Below are 13,941 nucleotides of genomic sequence, written 5' to 3' on the forward strand. Positions count from 1 at the left end.
CGTGCATGAGGTGATGCCGAGCATCCTCCAGCCCGGCCCGCATTGCAATGCCCGCAAGACCGGTTGGTCACAAGCCGTGCCAAAAACGGTACAAAGTGTCACCAGGGCTGTACCGAAAGCGTCACAGGCGCTGCCCGCCCGTCCGACAAAAACCTCGCAAGGCCTTGATTTACCTGACATGCGAGGCACTGGCCCGGCCCTTGCTCTACGCTTAAAGCAAGCGCACATGCGCGACTCCCTATAAGCACAAAAGCAAGGAGAGACCACCATGCGTTACGCTCACCCCGGTACTGAAGGCGCTATCGTTTCGTTCAAAGCCAAATACGGTAACTACATCGGCGGCGAGTTCGTCGCGCCTGTCAAAGGTCAGTACTTCACCAATACCTCGCCAGTAAATGGCCAACCGATTGCCGAATTCCCCCGTTCCACGGCCGAAGACATCGACAAGGCCCTGGACGCTGCCCACGCGGCGGCCGATGCCTGGGGCGCCACTTCCGCCCAGGCACGCTCGCTGGTGCTGCTGAAAATCGCCGACCGCATCGAACAGAACCTCGAACTGCTGGCAATCACCGAATCCTGGGACAACGGCAAAGCCGTGCGTGAAACCCTCAACGCCGACATCCCGCTGGCCGCCGACCACTTCCGCTACTTCGCCGGTTGCATCCGCGCCCAGGAAGGCAGTGCCGCCGAGATTGATGGCAACACCGTGGCCTATCACATCCATGAACCGCTGGGCGTGGTCGGGCAGATCATTCCGTGGAACTTCCCGATCCTGATGGCCGCCTGGAAACTCGCCCCGGCTCTCGCCGCCGGCAACTGCGTGGTACTCAAGCCTGCCGAGCAAACCCCGCTGGGCATTACCGTGCTGATGGAGCTGATCGGCGACCTGCTGCCACCGGGTGTGCTGAACATCGTCCAGGGTTTCGGTCGCGAAGCGGGCGAAGCCCTGGCCACCAGCAAGCGCATCGCCAAGATTGCCTTCACCGGCTCGACTCCGGTCGGCTCGCACATCATGAAATGCGCGGCGGAAAACATCATTCCGTCCACCGTGGAACTGGGCGGCAAGTCGCCGAACATCTTCTTCGAAGACATCATGAAGGCCGAACCGTCCTTCATTGAAAAAGCCGCTGAAGGCCTGGTACTGGCGTTCTTCAACCAGGGCGAAGTCTGCACCTGCCCTTCCCGGGCGCTGGTACAAGAGTCGATCTACGACGAATTCATGCAAGTGGTGATGAAGAAGGTCCTGCAAATCAAACGTGGCGACCCGCTGGACACCGACACCATGGTTGGCGCCCAAGCGTCCGAGCAGCAATTCGACAAGATCCTTTCGTACCTGGAAATCGCCAAGGGCGAAGGCGCCGAACTGCTGACCGGCGGCAAGGTGGAAAAACTCGAGGGCAACCTGGCAAGTGGCTATTACATCCAGCCGACGCTGCTCAAGGGCACCAACAAAATGCGCGTGTTCCAGGAAGAAATCTTCGGCCCGGTGGTGAGCATCACCACCTTCAAGGACGAAGCCGAAGCCCTGGCCATCGCCAACGACACCGAGTTCGGCCTGGGCGCCGGTCTCTGGACCCGCGACATCAACCGCGCCTACCGCATGGGCCGCGCCATCAAGGCCGGTCGGGTGTGGACCAACTGCTACCACCTGTACCCGGCGCACGCCGCGTTCGGTGGCTACAAGAAGTCCGGCGTCGGCCGTGAAACCCACAAGATGATGCTCGACCACTATCAGCAGACCAAAAACCTGCTGGTGAGCTACGACATCAATCCGCTGGGCTTCTTCTAAAAAACCGGGGGCGACGCAGGAAATTCTGTGTCGCCCTTCAGTCAGTCATCGCGGGCAAGCCCGCGATGGCGTCCTCAATGACAGCACACAAAGGCTGGCCGCTCTGGCACGGGCCTTGCGTACCCGTCATTCAGGAATTTCACCCAACCCGTCACACCCGAAAGTCCAAAAGATCGAACAATAAAAACTAGAGAGGACTTATGACTACTTCTTCCACACAGCTCAAACCCACACTCGGCACCCTGCATCTATGGGGCATTGCCGTCGGCCTGGTGATTTCCGGCGAGTACTTCGGCTGGAGTTACGGCTGGGGCACCGCAGGCACGCTGGGTTTTCTCGTCACCGCGCTGATGGTGGCGACGATGTACACCTGCTTCATCTTCAGTTTTACCGAACTGACTACTGCGATTCCCCACGCTGGCGGGCCGTTTGCCTACAGCCGCCGGGCCTTTGGTGAGAAAGGCGGGTTGATCGCCGGCATCGCCACCCTGATCGAATTCGTCTTTGCACCACCGGCCATCGCCATGGCCATCGGCGCCTACCTCAACGTGCAATACCCGGAGCTGGACCCGAAGATCGCCGCCGTTGGCGCCTATTTCGTGTTCATGGGCCTGAATATCCTCGGCGTCAGCATCGCGGCCACCTTCGAACTGGTGGTCACCGTGCTGGCGGTCGCCGAATTGCTGGTGTTCATGGGCGTGGTCGCCCCGGGCTTCAGCTTCAGTAACTTCGTACTCAATGGCTGGTCGGGGTCAAACGAGTTCACGATGGGCTCGATTCCCGGGATCTTTGCGGCGATCCCCTTTGCGATCTGGTTCTTCCTCGCCATCGAAGGCGCGGCCATGGCCGCCGAGGAAGCCAAGGACCCGAAACGCACGATCCCCAGGGCCTATGTCAGCGGCATTCTGACCCTGGTGTTCCTGGCCATCGGCGTGATGGTGATGGCGGGCGGCGTCGGCGACTGGCGTCAACTGTCGAACATCAACGATCCGCTGCCCCAGGCGATGAAAGCCGTGGTCGGCGATAATTCGACCTGGATGCACATGCTGGTATGGATCGGCCTGTTCGGTCTGGTGGCAAGTTTCCACGGGATCATTCTTGGCTATTCCCGGCAGTTCTTCGCCCTGGCTCGCGCCGGTTACCTGCCCAAAGGGCTGGCCAAACTCTCGCGCTTCCAGACCCCGCATCGGGCGATTCTGGCCGGCGGCGTGATCGGCATCGCGGCGATCTACAGCGACGGCCTGATAAACCTGCAAGGCATGACCCTGACGGCGGCGATGATCACCATGTCGGTATTCGGCGCCATCGTGATGTACATCATCAGTATGCTGAGCCTGTTCAAGCTGCGTAAGACCGAACCGAACCTGGAGCGCACCTTCCGCGCGCCGGGCTATCCGATCGTGCCGGGGATCGCGCTGTTCCTGGCGGTGGTGTGCCTGGTGGCGATGGCATGGTTCAACACCGTGATCGGCCTGGTTTTCCTCGGTTTCATGGTTGCCGGCTACCTGTACTTCCAGTTGACCGCCAAGCAACGTTCCGAGGCACCGGCAGACGCTATGCTCGAAGGTATCTAAATGCACCGGCGCCGGGCCACGAGCCTGGCGCCTGCATTATTGAAGTGCATGCAGCTCCCACAGAAAAGCGGATCGAATTTTTGAATTGATCAGGAGGCCCCCGCCCCATGGCCGTATATGCCCATTCCGTCGGCGCCCAGACCTATCGCTTCGACAGCCTCAAGGATGTAATGGCCAAGGCCAGCCCGGCGCGCTCCGGGGATTTTCTGGCCGGCGTCGCAGCCCTCAATGACGGCGAGCGTGTCGCGGCACAGATGACTTTGGCCGACATTCCGCTATCTCACTTCCTGCAAGAAGCGTTGATTCCCTATGAGTCCGATGAAGTCACCCGACTGATCATCGACACCCACGACAAACAAGCCTTCGCGGTTGTCAGCCATCTCACTGTCGGCGGCTTTCGCGACTGGCTGCTCAGCGATGCCGCCGACGAGCAGGTCCTGCGCGCCCTCGCCCCCGGCCTGACTCCGGAAATGGCCGCCGCCGTGTCGAAGATCATGCGCGTGCAGGATCTGGTGCTGGTGGCGCAAAAAATCCGCGTGGTCACGCAGTTTCGCGGCACCCTGGGCCTGCGCGGTCGACTGTCCACGCGCTTGCAACCGAATCACCCCACCGACGAACCGGCCGGTATCGCCGCAAGCATTCTCGACGGCCTGCTGCACGGCAACGGCGATGCCATGATCGGCATCAACCCGGCCACCGACAGCATCGCCTCGATCTGCGCCATGCTGGAGATGCTCGACGCGATCATCCAGCGCTACGAAATCCCGACCCAGGCTTGCGTACTGACCCACGTCACCACGTCGATCGAAGCGGTCAACCGCGGCGTGCCATTGGACCTGGTGTTCCAGTCGATCGCCGGCACCGAAGCGGCCAACGCCAGTTTCGGTATCAACCTCAATATATTGCAGGAAGGTTACGACGCCGGATTGAGCCTCAATCGCGGCACGCTGGGCCAGAACCTGATGTATTTCGAAACCGGCCAGGGCAGCGCCTTGTCGGCCAACGCCCATCACGGCGTCGATCAGCAAACCTGCGAAACCCGGGCCTACGCCGTAGCGCGGCATTTCAAGCCCTTTCTGGTGAATACCGTCGTCGGTTTCATCGGCCCGGAATACCTGTACAACGGCAAACAGATCATCCGCGCCGGCCTGGAAGACCATTTCTGCGGCAAATTGCTCGGTGTGCCCATGGGTTGCGACATCTGCTACACCAACCACGCCGAAGCCGACCAGGATGACATGGACACCTTGCTGACCCTGCTGGGCGTCGCCGGGATCAACTTCATCATGGGCATCCCCGGCTCCGACGACATCATGCTCAACTACCAGACCACCTCGTTCCACGATGCGCTCTACGCCCGGCAGACCCTGGGCCTGAAGCCCGCACCGGAATTCGAACAGTGGCTGGCGAAAATGGGCATCTTCACTCAAGCCGATGGCAGGGTTCTGTTCGGCGACAGCCTGCCGCCAGCCTTCCGGCAGGCCCTGGCGCAACTGGGATGAGCATTGACATGGACAAACTACCCTTCGATCCACACAACCCTTGGCTGGAACTACGACGCCTGACGCCGGCGCGAATCGCTCTGGGCCGCACCGGCACCAGCATTCCCACCCGCGCACAACTGGACTTCCAGTACGCCCACGCTCAGGCGCGGGATGCGGTGCACTTGCCGTTTGACCATGCCTCCCTCAGCGCGCAATTGGTCGAACGTGATCGCCAGTGTCTTTTGCTGCACAGCGCGGCGACGGATCGCAACACGTACCTGCAACGCCCCGACCTGGGGCGAAAACTCAGTGATGCCTCGGCGCAGACCCTGCGTGACTACGCAGCGGCCCATCCGGGAGGCGTGGACCTGGTGATCGTGGTCGCCGACGGCCTGTCGGCACTGGCCGTTCATCGCCATACCCTGCCGTTTCTGGCGCGATTCGAAGAGCAAATGGCCGGCGACAGCTGGACTGTTGCACCAGTCATACTCGTGGAACAGGGCCGGGTGGCCGTCGCCGATGAGATCGGTGAGCTGCTTGGCGCAAAAATGACCGTGATCCTCATCGGCGAACGCCCAGGCCTCAGCTCTCCGGACAGCCTGGGTTTATATTTCACCTACAATCCCAAGGTCGGCCTTACCGATGCCTACCGTAATTGCATATCCAACGTGCGGCTTGAAGGCTTGAGCTACGGTATGGCGGCACACCGTTTGCTTTACTTGATGCGCGAAGCCTGCCGGCGGCAGTTGTCAGGGGTCAATCTGAAGGATGAAGCACAGGTTCAGACACTGGAGTCGGACGCGGGAGCCGATATGAAAGGTAATTTCCTGCTCGGTCCGCCGAATGCCTGAACCGCGCCCTCATTGCACATTCGTACCAGTTTCAGGCAGGATCGTTGCGCGGCCGCCAAGGGTTTCCCATCGCCGTCAGAGACGTAAGACAGCCACTTGAAGACGAGACCTACCATGCGGATTATTCAAGCGACCCTCGAACACCTGGACCTGCTGACCCCGTTGTTCGTCAAATATCGCGAGTTTTATGGTTCCCTGCCGTATCCGGACTCGTCCCGGGCGTTCCTCGAAAAACGCCTGCGTCGCAAGGAATCGGTGATCTACCTGGCGCTGTCCGATGACGACAGCAACAAACTGATGGGTTTCTGTCAGCTGTACCCGAGTTTCTCCTCGCTTTCGCTCAAGCGCGTGTGGATCCTCAACGATATTTATGTCGCCGAGGACGCCCGCCGCCAGTTGGTGGCCGACAACCTGATCCGCACCGCCAAAAAAATGGCCAAGGAAACCAATGCCGTGCGCATGCGTGTTTCCACCAGCAGCAACAACGAAGTCGCGCAGAAAACCTACGAGTCCATCGGATTCAAGGAAGACACCGAATTCAAGAACTATGTGCTGCCGATCAGCGACGAACTCTGAATCACCTGCACCCTGCTCGCGATGGCATCGATCGGATTACACTGGTCCAACGAGGCAACGGCATCGCGAGCAGGCTCGCTCCCACCCAATCGTTATCAAACATCAGCCCTGTGATGACATTCCCCGCTACAATCTCGACGCGATTTTCACCACTCGCCTCGTATAATCCCGATATTCCCGGCTTGTAAGAAAAACTACCCCTATCCGTAGTCTTACGCGAAGTCATCCGCACAGGTCTGCTGAGTCGGGCCGTCACCACAGGTGCTATCCATGGATTTCAACCCGATCGACATTGTCCTGCATCTCGACGTCTACCTCGACATGCTTGTAACCAACTACGGGGCATGGATCTACGCCATTCTGTTCATGGTGATCTTCTGTGAAACCGGCCTTGTGGTCATGCCCTTCCTGCCGGGCGACTCCCTGCTGTTCATCGCCGGCGCCGTGGCGGCCGGTGGCGGCATGGACCCGGTCCTGCTCGGCGGTCTGCTGATGCTGGCGGCGATTCTGGGCGACAGCACCAACTACATCATCGGACGAACGGTGGGTGAAAAACTGTTCAGCAATCCGGACTCGAAGATCTTCCGTCGTGACTACCTGCAACAAACCCACGACTTCTACGACAAGCATGGCGGCAAAACCGTGACCCTGGCCCGCTTCCTGCCGATCATCCGTACTTTTGCACCGTTCGTCGCCGGCGTGGGGAAAATGCCTTATCCGCGCTTCTTTGCCTTCAGCGTGCTGGGCACCATCCTGTGGGTCGGCGGCCTGGTGACGCTCGGTTACTTCTTTGGCAACGTGCCGTTCATCAAGAAGAACCTGTCGCTACTGGTAGTCGGCATTATCCTGCTCTCGCTGGTGCCGATGATCATTGGCATGGTGCGTAACCGCCTTGCCGGTTCGAACTCCAAAGCCGAATCGCACTGACACGATGTGGTCCCTGAGCGCCTGGCGTCGTCGGCGCACCCTGGCAAAGCACCCGATTGCCGATGACATGTGGCAACGGGTGCGCCATCACCTGAGTTTTCTCGATGGCATCAGCGCCGCCGAAGACCAATGGCTGCGCGAAGCCTGCGTGCTGTTCCTCGAAGACAAGCACCTGAGCGCCCTGCCCGGTGTCGAGCTGCATCAGGAACAACGCTTGCTGCTCGCCGCTCAGGCGCAATTGCCGCTGCTGCACCTCGGCGACCTGAACTGGTATCAGGGCTTCCACGAAATCATTCTCTACCCCGATGACTTCCTCAGCCCCCAGCGCCATCGCGATGCCAGCGGCGTCGAGCACGAATGGGACGGTGAACACAGCGGTGAAGCCTGGCAGCAAGGCCCGATCATCCTCGCCTGGCCCGGCGTAGTGGCCAGTGGTGGCTGGGAAGGCTACAACCTGGTGATCCACGAACTGGCACACAAGCTCGACATGCTCAACGGCGTCGCCAACGGCCTGCCGCCGTTGCATCCCGACATGCGCGTCAGCGACTGGGCCAGCGTCATGCAAGAGGCCTACGACGACCTCGACCGGCAACTGGAACGCAATCCCGATGCCGAAACTGCCATCGACCCCTATGCCGCCGAGAACCCTGCCGAGTTCTTTGCCGTCACCAGCGAATACTTCTTCAGCGCCCCGGATTTGCTGCACGAGGCTTATCCACAGGTGTACCAGCAGTTGAAGCTGTTCTATCGCCAGGACCCGTTGGCGAGGTTGAAGCAACTTCAGGCGCATGACCCTGTCTATCAGGCACACCAGTAAGCGCCATACGACTTCTGGTCCATGGCGTCGACACAGGAATATGCCTATAATCGCCGCCACTTTTTGGTCAATCCGGCCAAGTGTTTTTGGTCAACTAACGGGGGCAACGCCCAATGAGCTACAGCAAGATTCCGGCTGGCAAAGACCTGCCGAACGACATCTACGTCGCGATCGAGATTCCGGCCAACCACGCGCCGATCAAATACGAAATCGACAAAGACAGCGATTGCCTGTTCGTTGACCGTTTCATGGCCACCCCAATGTTCTACCCGGCCAACTACGGTTACATCCCGAACACCTTGGCTGACGACGGTGATCCCCTCGACGTGCTGGTCGTAACCCCTTACCCGGTTGCTCCAGGTTCGGTGATCCGCGCCCGTCCGGTCGGCATCCTCAACATGACCGACGACGGCGGCGGCGATGCCAAAGTCATCGCAGTCCCACACGACAAGCTGTCCCAGCTGTACGTCGACGTGAAGGAATACACCGACCTGCCAGCACTGCTGATCCAGCAGATCGAGCACTTCTTCGCGAACTACAAAGATCTCGAAAAAGGCAAATGGGTGAAGATCGAAGGCTGGGCCGGCGCAGACGCCGCCCGCGAAGCGATCACCAAGTCGGTTGCTGCCTACAAAGGCTAAGCCCGGCTGCTGGCTATTAGCTGCAAGCGGCAAGAAAAACCCCGGGTGATCCGGGGTTTTTTGTGGGCGCTTGATAAGCACGCCAAACACTACGTTTAAACAAGCCCTCAAATGGTTTTTGTTTGTTTAAAATTCCCCAAGAACGTCTTACATCCGGTCGTAAATTACCCGCAAAATTTGAACGAGGCGTTTATTCAAACCCTTGTTAGCCGCCAGTAGACTCGCGTTCATGAAAAAGAACACTAGCGGCCCACGCTTTAAAGCGCTCCTCGAAGCAGCGAACATCACGACCACCGGATTTGCCGAATTCCTGGATACGGCACCGCAAAATGTACATAACTGGTACACCCGCGGTGTGCCTGCCCATTGCATGGAAGAAGTCGCCAGAAAACTCTCCGTCAGCAGCGACTGGCTGAAAACAGGCGAAGGCTCGAAAGACGCCCAACACCTGCGCCTGCTCGACGAGTCCGGCAACACCTTCGATGCCCAGACCATCCGCGGTGTCTATACGGTCATCGAGCCTGTCGACGTCGAACTGCCATTCCTCAAGGAAGCTGTCACCGCCCCGGGCTCCAACAAAACCCACGTCATAGAAGACCTCGAGATATCCATCCGCCTGCCCCGCAGCCACCTCGATTCCCTGGAAATCAACCATGCCGACGCCATCTGCGCCCTGATGAGCGGCAACAGCATGGGTGAGAAAATCGAAGACGGTTCGACCCTGGCGATCGACCGTGGCCTGACCCAGATTGTCGATGGCGAGATCTACGCCATCGAACATGACGGCATGCTGCGCATCAAGTACCTGCACCGACTGCCGGGCAACTCCCTGCGACTGCGCAGCCATAACCGCGCCGAGTACCCGGATGAAATCTTCAGGGCCGCACAAATCGAAGAGCAGAACATCAGAGTGCTGGGCTGGGTGTTCTGGTGGTCGACCCTGAACAAACGGCGGCCGACGGTGCCGTTTCTTTAAGCGCTCCAGAACGCCCATCGGCCACCCACCCGGGTGGCCAAACGGCTCTGCCCGGCACTTCCCGCTGGGAATTTCCATCAAACCTGCGTATGCTGCGCCCCACATTTGCGCATCGAACCGCCCTGCGGCTCAGATGCACTGACCTGTCAGATGACTTTCTCACCAGGTCCCACAGCCGGACGCAAGATCCGGGTGTACGTTTTGAAGGCTGGCGCGGTTTACCAAAAATGATCCAAGCCAGTCCCCGAGAAGCCGGCCACAAGCCGGCTTTTTAATTTCTGAAAGAAAGTGATTCACAACAAAAATCACTCAACTCCTTCAGCATTCAGCGCATAAAACTCCTGCAACTTGGCTTGCAACAGTTTCTTGTCTGGCAATTGGGTGTGGTACTCCGCGATCAAGGCCGGCGACAGTGAGCGGTTCAGGGCGTACTCGACGATTTCGTCCTCCTTGCTCGCGCACAGCAATACGCCGAGCGCCGGGTTTTCGTGTGGCTTGCGGACATTGCGGTCCAACGCTTCAAGATAAAAATCCATCTTCCCCAAGTATTCCGGCTCAAAGCGCCCGACCTTGAGTTCGATCGCCACCAGGCAGTTCAGCCCACGGTGGAAAAACAACAGGTCCAGCGCAAAGTCCCGCCCACCTACCTGCAACGGATATTGTGAACCCACAAAGCAGAAGTCCCTGCCCAGTTCGATCAGAAAATCCCTGAGCTTGTGCAACAGGCCTCCATGCAAGTCTGTCTCTGCATGACCACGCTCCAGAGCCAGAAACTCGACCACGTAGGCATCCTTGAACACATCCAGGGCCTGGGGATGAATTTGTCTCAGCGGTGCTGACACTTTTGCCGGGCTGACCACTGAACGTTCAAACAGAGCCGCCTTGAACTGACGCTCCAGTTCGCGGCTCGACCACTTCTCCTGGATTGCCATGCGCAGGTAAAACTTACGCTCCTCCGGGTGTTTGCTCTGGTTGAGGATGATCATGTTGTGTGTCCAGGGCAATTGTCTCAGCAGTGCTGAGACTTTTACGTCATGCCTGTACGCTTCGAAAAATTGACGCATACGAAACAAATTAGGCCGGGTAAAGCCCCGCAATCCGGGCTGAGTACGAGCGAGATGAGTGGCTAATCGAGCCACCACGCCATCACCCCACTCCGCCGCTTCAATTTTGCGACTGATGTAGGCCCCAACCTGCCAGTGCAGCTCAATCAGCTCGGTGTTGACCGCCTGCATGGCACGTTGTCGCGCGGTCAAAATCAGTTGGGTGATTTCGTTGAAAGCAGAATCGAGAGAAGTATTGCCAGGAAGATCATTCACGTCAGGGCATTTCCATGTCAGTGGGAGGGCCCTTTCAATTACTCCTGATACCGACGCAAGAACATTCACAATGTATGTCTGCATGAAACAACGCTAATAGGCCTCCATCCCGCCAATAGAACACGTGCAAAGCCAAAATGGCCGATGCTAAATCCACCCCGTCCAAAAACCGCTCCCCTTACCCCGGAAGAAGCTCTGCCGGTCGGACTTCGCTTTCAAGCTCAACGGGAACCTACGCAATGGATCTGCACATCCCGACCCTGCTGGTAGTCTCAGTTTTCGTTTTCATTCTGATGGGTTTGTTGACCTGTCATGCCTGGTGACGTGAAACCCGCGAGCTTCCTCTGGCTTATCTGGGCGCAATGATGCTGCTGGCGGCGCTGGGTGTGGTGCTGATCAGTTGGCGGGGGCGATATTGTCCCGCTCATTTTCACCCGCGAGTCGGGCTACGAGCTTTCGAGCCTGCTTTCACAGGCGGATGAAGCCCTGTATGGCGCCAAGGATCACGGGCGAAACCGTGTGCAAACCCTGCGCAAGTTGTACCTCAACCTCACGGATAGCTGAATGACTTCACCAACGTCAACTCCCCCACCGCACGCATCGGCACCAGGAAGGTTTCCATCTTCTCGCTCGGCGTGCCTTCCTCGGTAATCACCGTCACCTGCGCCGTGGTCAGCGCTTGCACCGCGTCTTCCTGCCCCTCTTCATCACTGCTGTAGCCGCCGCCAAAGTAGTTCACATAGACCAGATATTGCCCCTTGATCGGCGCGGGCATGGCGAAGATTTCCGGGCCGTAGCCGGTGGTGACGTCGACGTCGAGCGCGGCACCGTTGGGGACGACGCGGTCGCCGTACCAGATGTGCGCGCCGTCGGGGGTGATCAGGTGCAGGTCGAGGTCGGTGTTGTCGCTGTCCCACGCCAGCAATACGCGCAATTTGGCCGGGGTCGCACCGGCGCTGCGGTTGAGAAATTGCGTGCGCTGACGTTGCTGACCATCGGGGCTGCGCACCTCGACGCTGTTGCTGCCGTTGGGGAATGAGAACGGGCGATCGAAGCGGCCGGCCGGGTCGATTTTCAGCGGCATGCTCACCCCGTTGACGATCAGCCGGCCGGGCTCTGTGGATTTGGCTGTGGCTTTGATCTGCCCGCTGATGCGAGCGGTGTTGGCCTGCCCTGCCGGAGTGTTCACCGACGAGGCCGGGTAGTTGACTGTCTGACGGAAATTTTCCCCTTCGCCTTCAGATGCACCGGTGCGCCAGCCGCCTGCGGGGGTGTCGAGCTTGACGCTGTCAGCCGCCATCACCGATGGCAACGCCACCAGCGAACAGAGAAACAGCAAGACCTGTGGATAACGGAGTTTCATGGACTATTCCAGCAAGAGGTGGCGGGCGAGCCCTTCGATGTAGGTTTCATCCTGGCCATTGGGGTGTGCTTCGAAGGCCAGGTGCAGGTATTCGTGAGTCAGGTCGAGGCGGTCTTGCAGTGTCTGCGCGCCACGCACGTAGATGCGCTGACGTTCGCGGTCGACATAGGGGCGACCGAAGGCCAGGCGGCAGACGGCGAAGGTGCTGACTTCGCTGTAGCCGGTTTCGCTTTCGAGTTTTTGCCGCCAGCCGCGCCGTTGTTTCTGCAGCCATGCTTGTGCGGCGGGCAACGCTTCGCAGGACGCGACCGGGTTGTCCCAGCGACTGAGACTGGCGCGTGGGTAGGCGTGCAGCAGGATGGCGTCGTAGCGCTGGCCGGCACGGGTCTGTTCGACGGCTTGCTGCCAGGACAGTTTGTCCGGGCCGGGTTGATCGGAATGGTAGGTGACGGTGCTGCCGGCCAGCACCAGGTCGCTGGTCCAGGCGGCGATGTCGCGCGACCCGGACGACGCCGGACGCGGTGCGACCCGCTGACGGCTGCTGCTGTCGTCGATGCTCAGGCAGTCACCGCTGCGCGTGGCGTTTTGCAGTAAGTAGGTGCGGATGGCCACCGCCAGGGCTTTGGCGGCCTCGACCGGTTCGGCACTGGCTTCGCGCTGGAGAACGCGGGCGACGTACTCTTCGCGATCCAGGCGTGCCACGAGCTTGTCGTTCAGCAGAAACAGTTCGCCGTCGCTGTGGATATCCAGCGTATTGCCGTTGGCGAATTCAACGCGGTAGTCACCCTGCAATGCCCCGGCAGTCACCGAGGTGTCCCCTGATAGTACGCGTCGAAGTGGATAGCGGGAGAACAGGTCGACCTCTACGCACCGCCCTGCATCCGCAGGCCATGCAACAGGAATCACCGTAGAGAGTGCCTGCGCATAATCTCGAAGAACCCGTTGACTGGTGCCCCGTCCTCCGGCCCAAACCGGTGTGCCATCCGCTGTCCAACCGGCAAACCCGCCCTGACGCGATGTTGCATCCTGATCCGCCAGCCAGCTCCAGGTCTTCACCCGCAGACGACTTCCGAGTTCGCCGACGGCCTGGCCATCAGCGGCATTGAGCACCACATCGAGCAACACACGCCGGGCTTGATCCTGCGCCGGCAGCACGGCCAACACCTTCAACAATTCCGCCACCGAAACCCGGGTAGCCGGTTGCAACGAAGGCAAATCCAGCAACCATTGTGGCGCCTGCCGCGTCTGCCAATAGGCTCGCCAGTCGGCATCGTCGATGCCCAACCGCGCGGGCTCGAAATACAGACCACATGACTTCACCAACGCCTGATCACGCTCGATCCTGCCGCCCGCCGTGCAGCAATAAACCTCTTCTTTCGACTGCCCGCGGCATTCATAAGCCGGTTCGCGCGCGCCGGTGTCCACCAGCCAGGCGTAGACGAACAACTTCCACACACTGCCCAGCGGCGTCTGCAAGGTCTGCGGCAACGGTTCGCGGGTGATCACCTGCGTTCGGCTGAGCGACAACAAATCGCCCTTGAGGGCCAGGCGCAAAGGTTCGTCCTGCGCCGTTGCCAGCACAGGGATCAAGCACAGCAACCAAGCTATCAGCCGCCTGTGCACG

At 59.6% G+C, this 13,941-nt stretch carries 12 protein-coding genes; 9 read left to right on the forward strand and 3 right to left on the reverse strand.

Going from position 1 to position 13,941, the window contains the following annotated elements; all coding sequences use genetic code 11:
• The first annotated feature begins 268 nt into the window (after positions 1-268).
• The 9 genes from exaC (at position 269) to AC3IX1_RS25330 (ending at position 9,635) form a co-directional block, all read left to right on the forward strand.
• Positions 269-1,789: an acetaldehyde dehydrogenase ExaC gene (gene exaC, locus AC3IX1_RS25290; protein ID WP_095941965.1), complete on the forward strand. Its 1,521-nt coding sequence runs from the start codon at positions 269-271 to the stop codon at positions 1,787-1,789.
• Between the two features lie 200 nt (positions 1,790-1,989).
• The gene (eat, locus tag AC3IX1_RS25295) at positions 1,990-3,363 is read left to right on the forward strand and encodes an ethanolamine permease (protein ID WP_150726942.1); all 1,374 of its coding nucleotides are present in this window, start codon (positions 1,990-1,992) and stop codon (positions 3,361-3,363) included.
• 107 nt (positions 3,364-3,470) lie between these two features.
• The gene (locus tag AC3IX1_RS25300; protein WP_489386233.1) at positions 3,471-4,865 is read left to right on the forward strand and encodes an ethanolamine ammonia-lyase subunit EutB; all 1,395 of its coding nucleotides are present in this window, start codon (positions 3,471-3,473) and stop codon (positions 4,863-4,865) included.
• Positions 4,866-4,873: 8 nt separating this feature from the next.
• Positions 4,874-5,698 (forward strand): ethanolamine ammonia-lyase subunit EutC, encoded by an 825-nt coding sequence (gene eutC / locus AC3IX1_RS25305; RefSeq protein WP_489386234.1) that lies wholly within the window; start codon positions 4,874-4,876, stop codon positions 5,696-5,698.
• A 114-nt stretch (positions 5,699-5,812) separates the two neighbouring features.
• Positions 5,813-6,274 (forward strand): GNAT family N-acetyltransferase, encoded by a 462-nt coding sequence (locus tag AC3IX1_RS25310; RefSeq protein ID WP_007990572.1) that lies wholly within the window; start codon positions 5,813-5,815, stop codon positions 6,272-6,274.
• 270 nt (positions 6,275-6,544) lie between these two features.
• Positions 6,545-7,201, forward strand: a complete 657-nt coding sequence (locus AC3IX1_RS25315; RefSeq protein ID WP_489386235.1) for a DedA family protein — start codon at positions 6,545-6,547, stop codon at positions 7,199-7,201.
• Between the two features lie 4 nt (positions 7,202-7,205).
• Entirely contained in the window at positions 7,206-8,018 is an 813-nt protein-coding gene (locus tag AC3IX1_RS25320; protein ID WP_489386236.1) for a M90 family metallopeptidase, read from the forward strand.
• Positions 8,019-8,131: 113 nt separating this feature from the next.
• A complete protein-coding gene (gene ppa / locus AC3IX1_RS25325; protein ID WP_007990564.1) occupies positions 8,132-8,659 on the forward strand; it encodes an inorganic diphosphatase in 528 nt (175 codons plus the stop codon).
• Between the two features lie 229 nt (positions 8,660-8,888).
• The gene (locus AC3IX1_RS25330; protein ID WP_489386237.1) at positions 8,889-9,635 is read left to right on the forward strand and encodes a S24 family peptidase; all 747 of its coding nucleotides are present in this window, start codon (positions 8,889-8,891) and stop codon (positions 9,633-9,635) included.
• Between the two features lie 305 nt (positions 9,636-9,940).
• Here AC3IX1_RS25330 and AC3IX1_RS25335 read toward each other — a convergent pair whose 3' ends face one another.
• The 3 genes from AC3IX1_RS25335 to AC3IX1_RS25345 all read right to left on the reverse strand — a co-directional run bounded on the left by AC3IX1_RS25335 (position 9,941) and on the right by AC3IX1_RS25345 (position 13,940).
• Positions 9,941-10,954, reverse strand: coding sequence for a PDDEXK nuclease domain-containing protein (locus AC3IX1_RS25335; RefSeq protein WP_489386238.1), 1,014 nt, complete (start codon positions 10,952-10,954; stop codon positions 9,941-9,943).
• A 550-nt stretch (positions 10,955-11,504) separates the two neighbouring features.
• On the reverse strand, positions 11,505-12,317 hold the full coding sequence (locus AC3IX1_RS25340) for a YfaP family protein (RefSeq protein WP_489386239.1): 813 nt from the start codon (positions 12,315-12,317) through the stop codon (positions 11,505-11,507).
• A 3-nt stretch (positions 12,318-12,320) separates the two neighbouring features.
• A complete protein-coding gene (locus AC3IX1_RS25345) occupies positions 12,321-13,940 on the reverse strand; it encodes a DUF2300 domain-containing protein (protein WP_489386240.1) in 1,620 nt (539 codons plus the stop codon).
• Position 13,941: the final 1 nt, after the last annotated feature.

The sequence above is a fragment of the Pseudomonas sp. KH_046_2 genome (assembly GCF_057838985.1).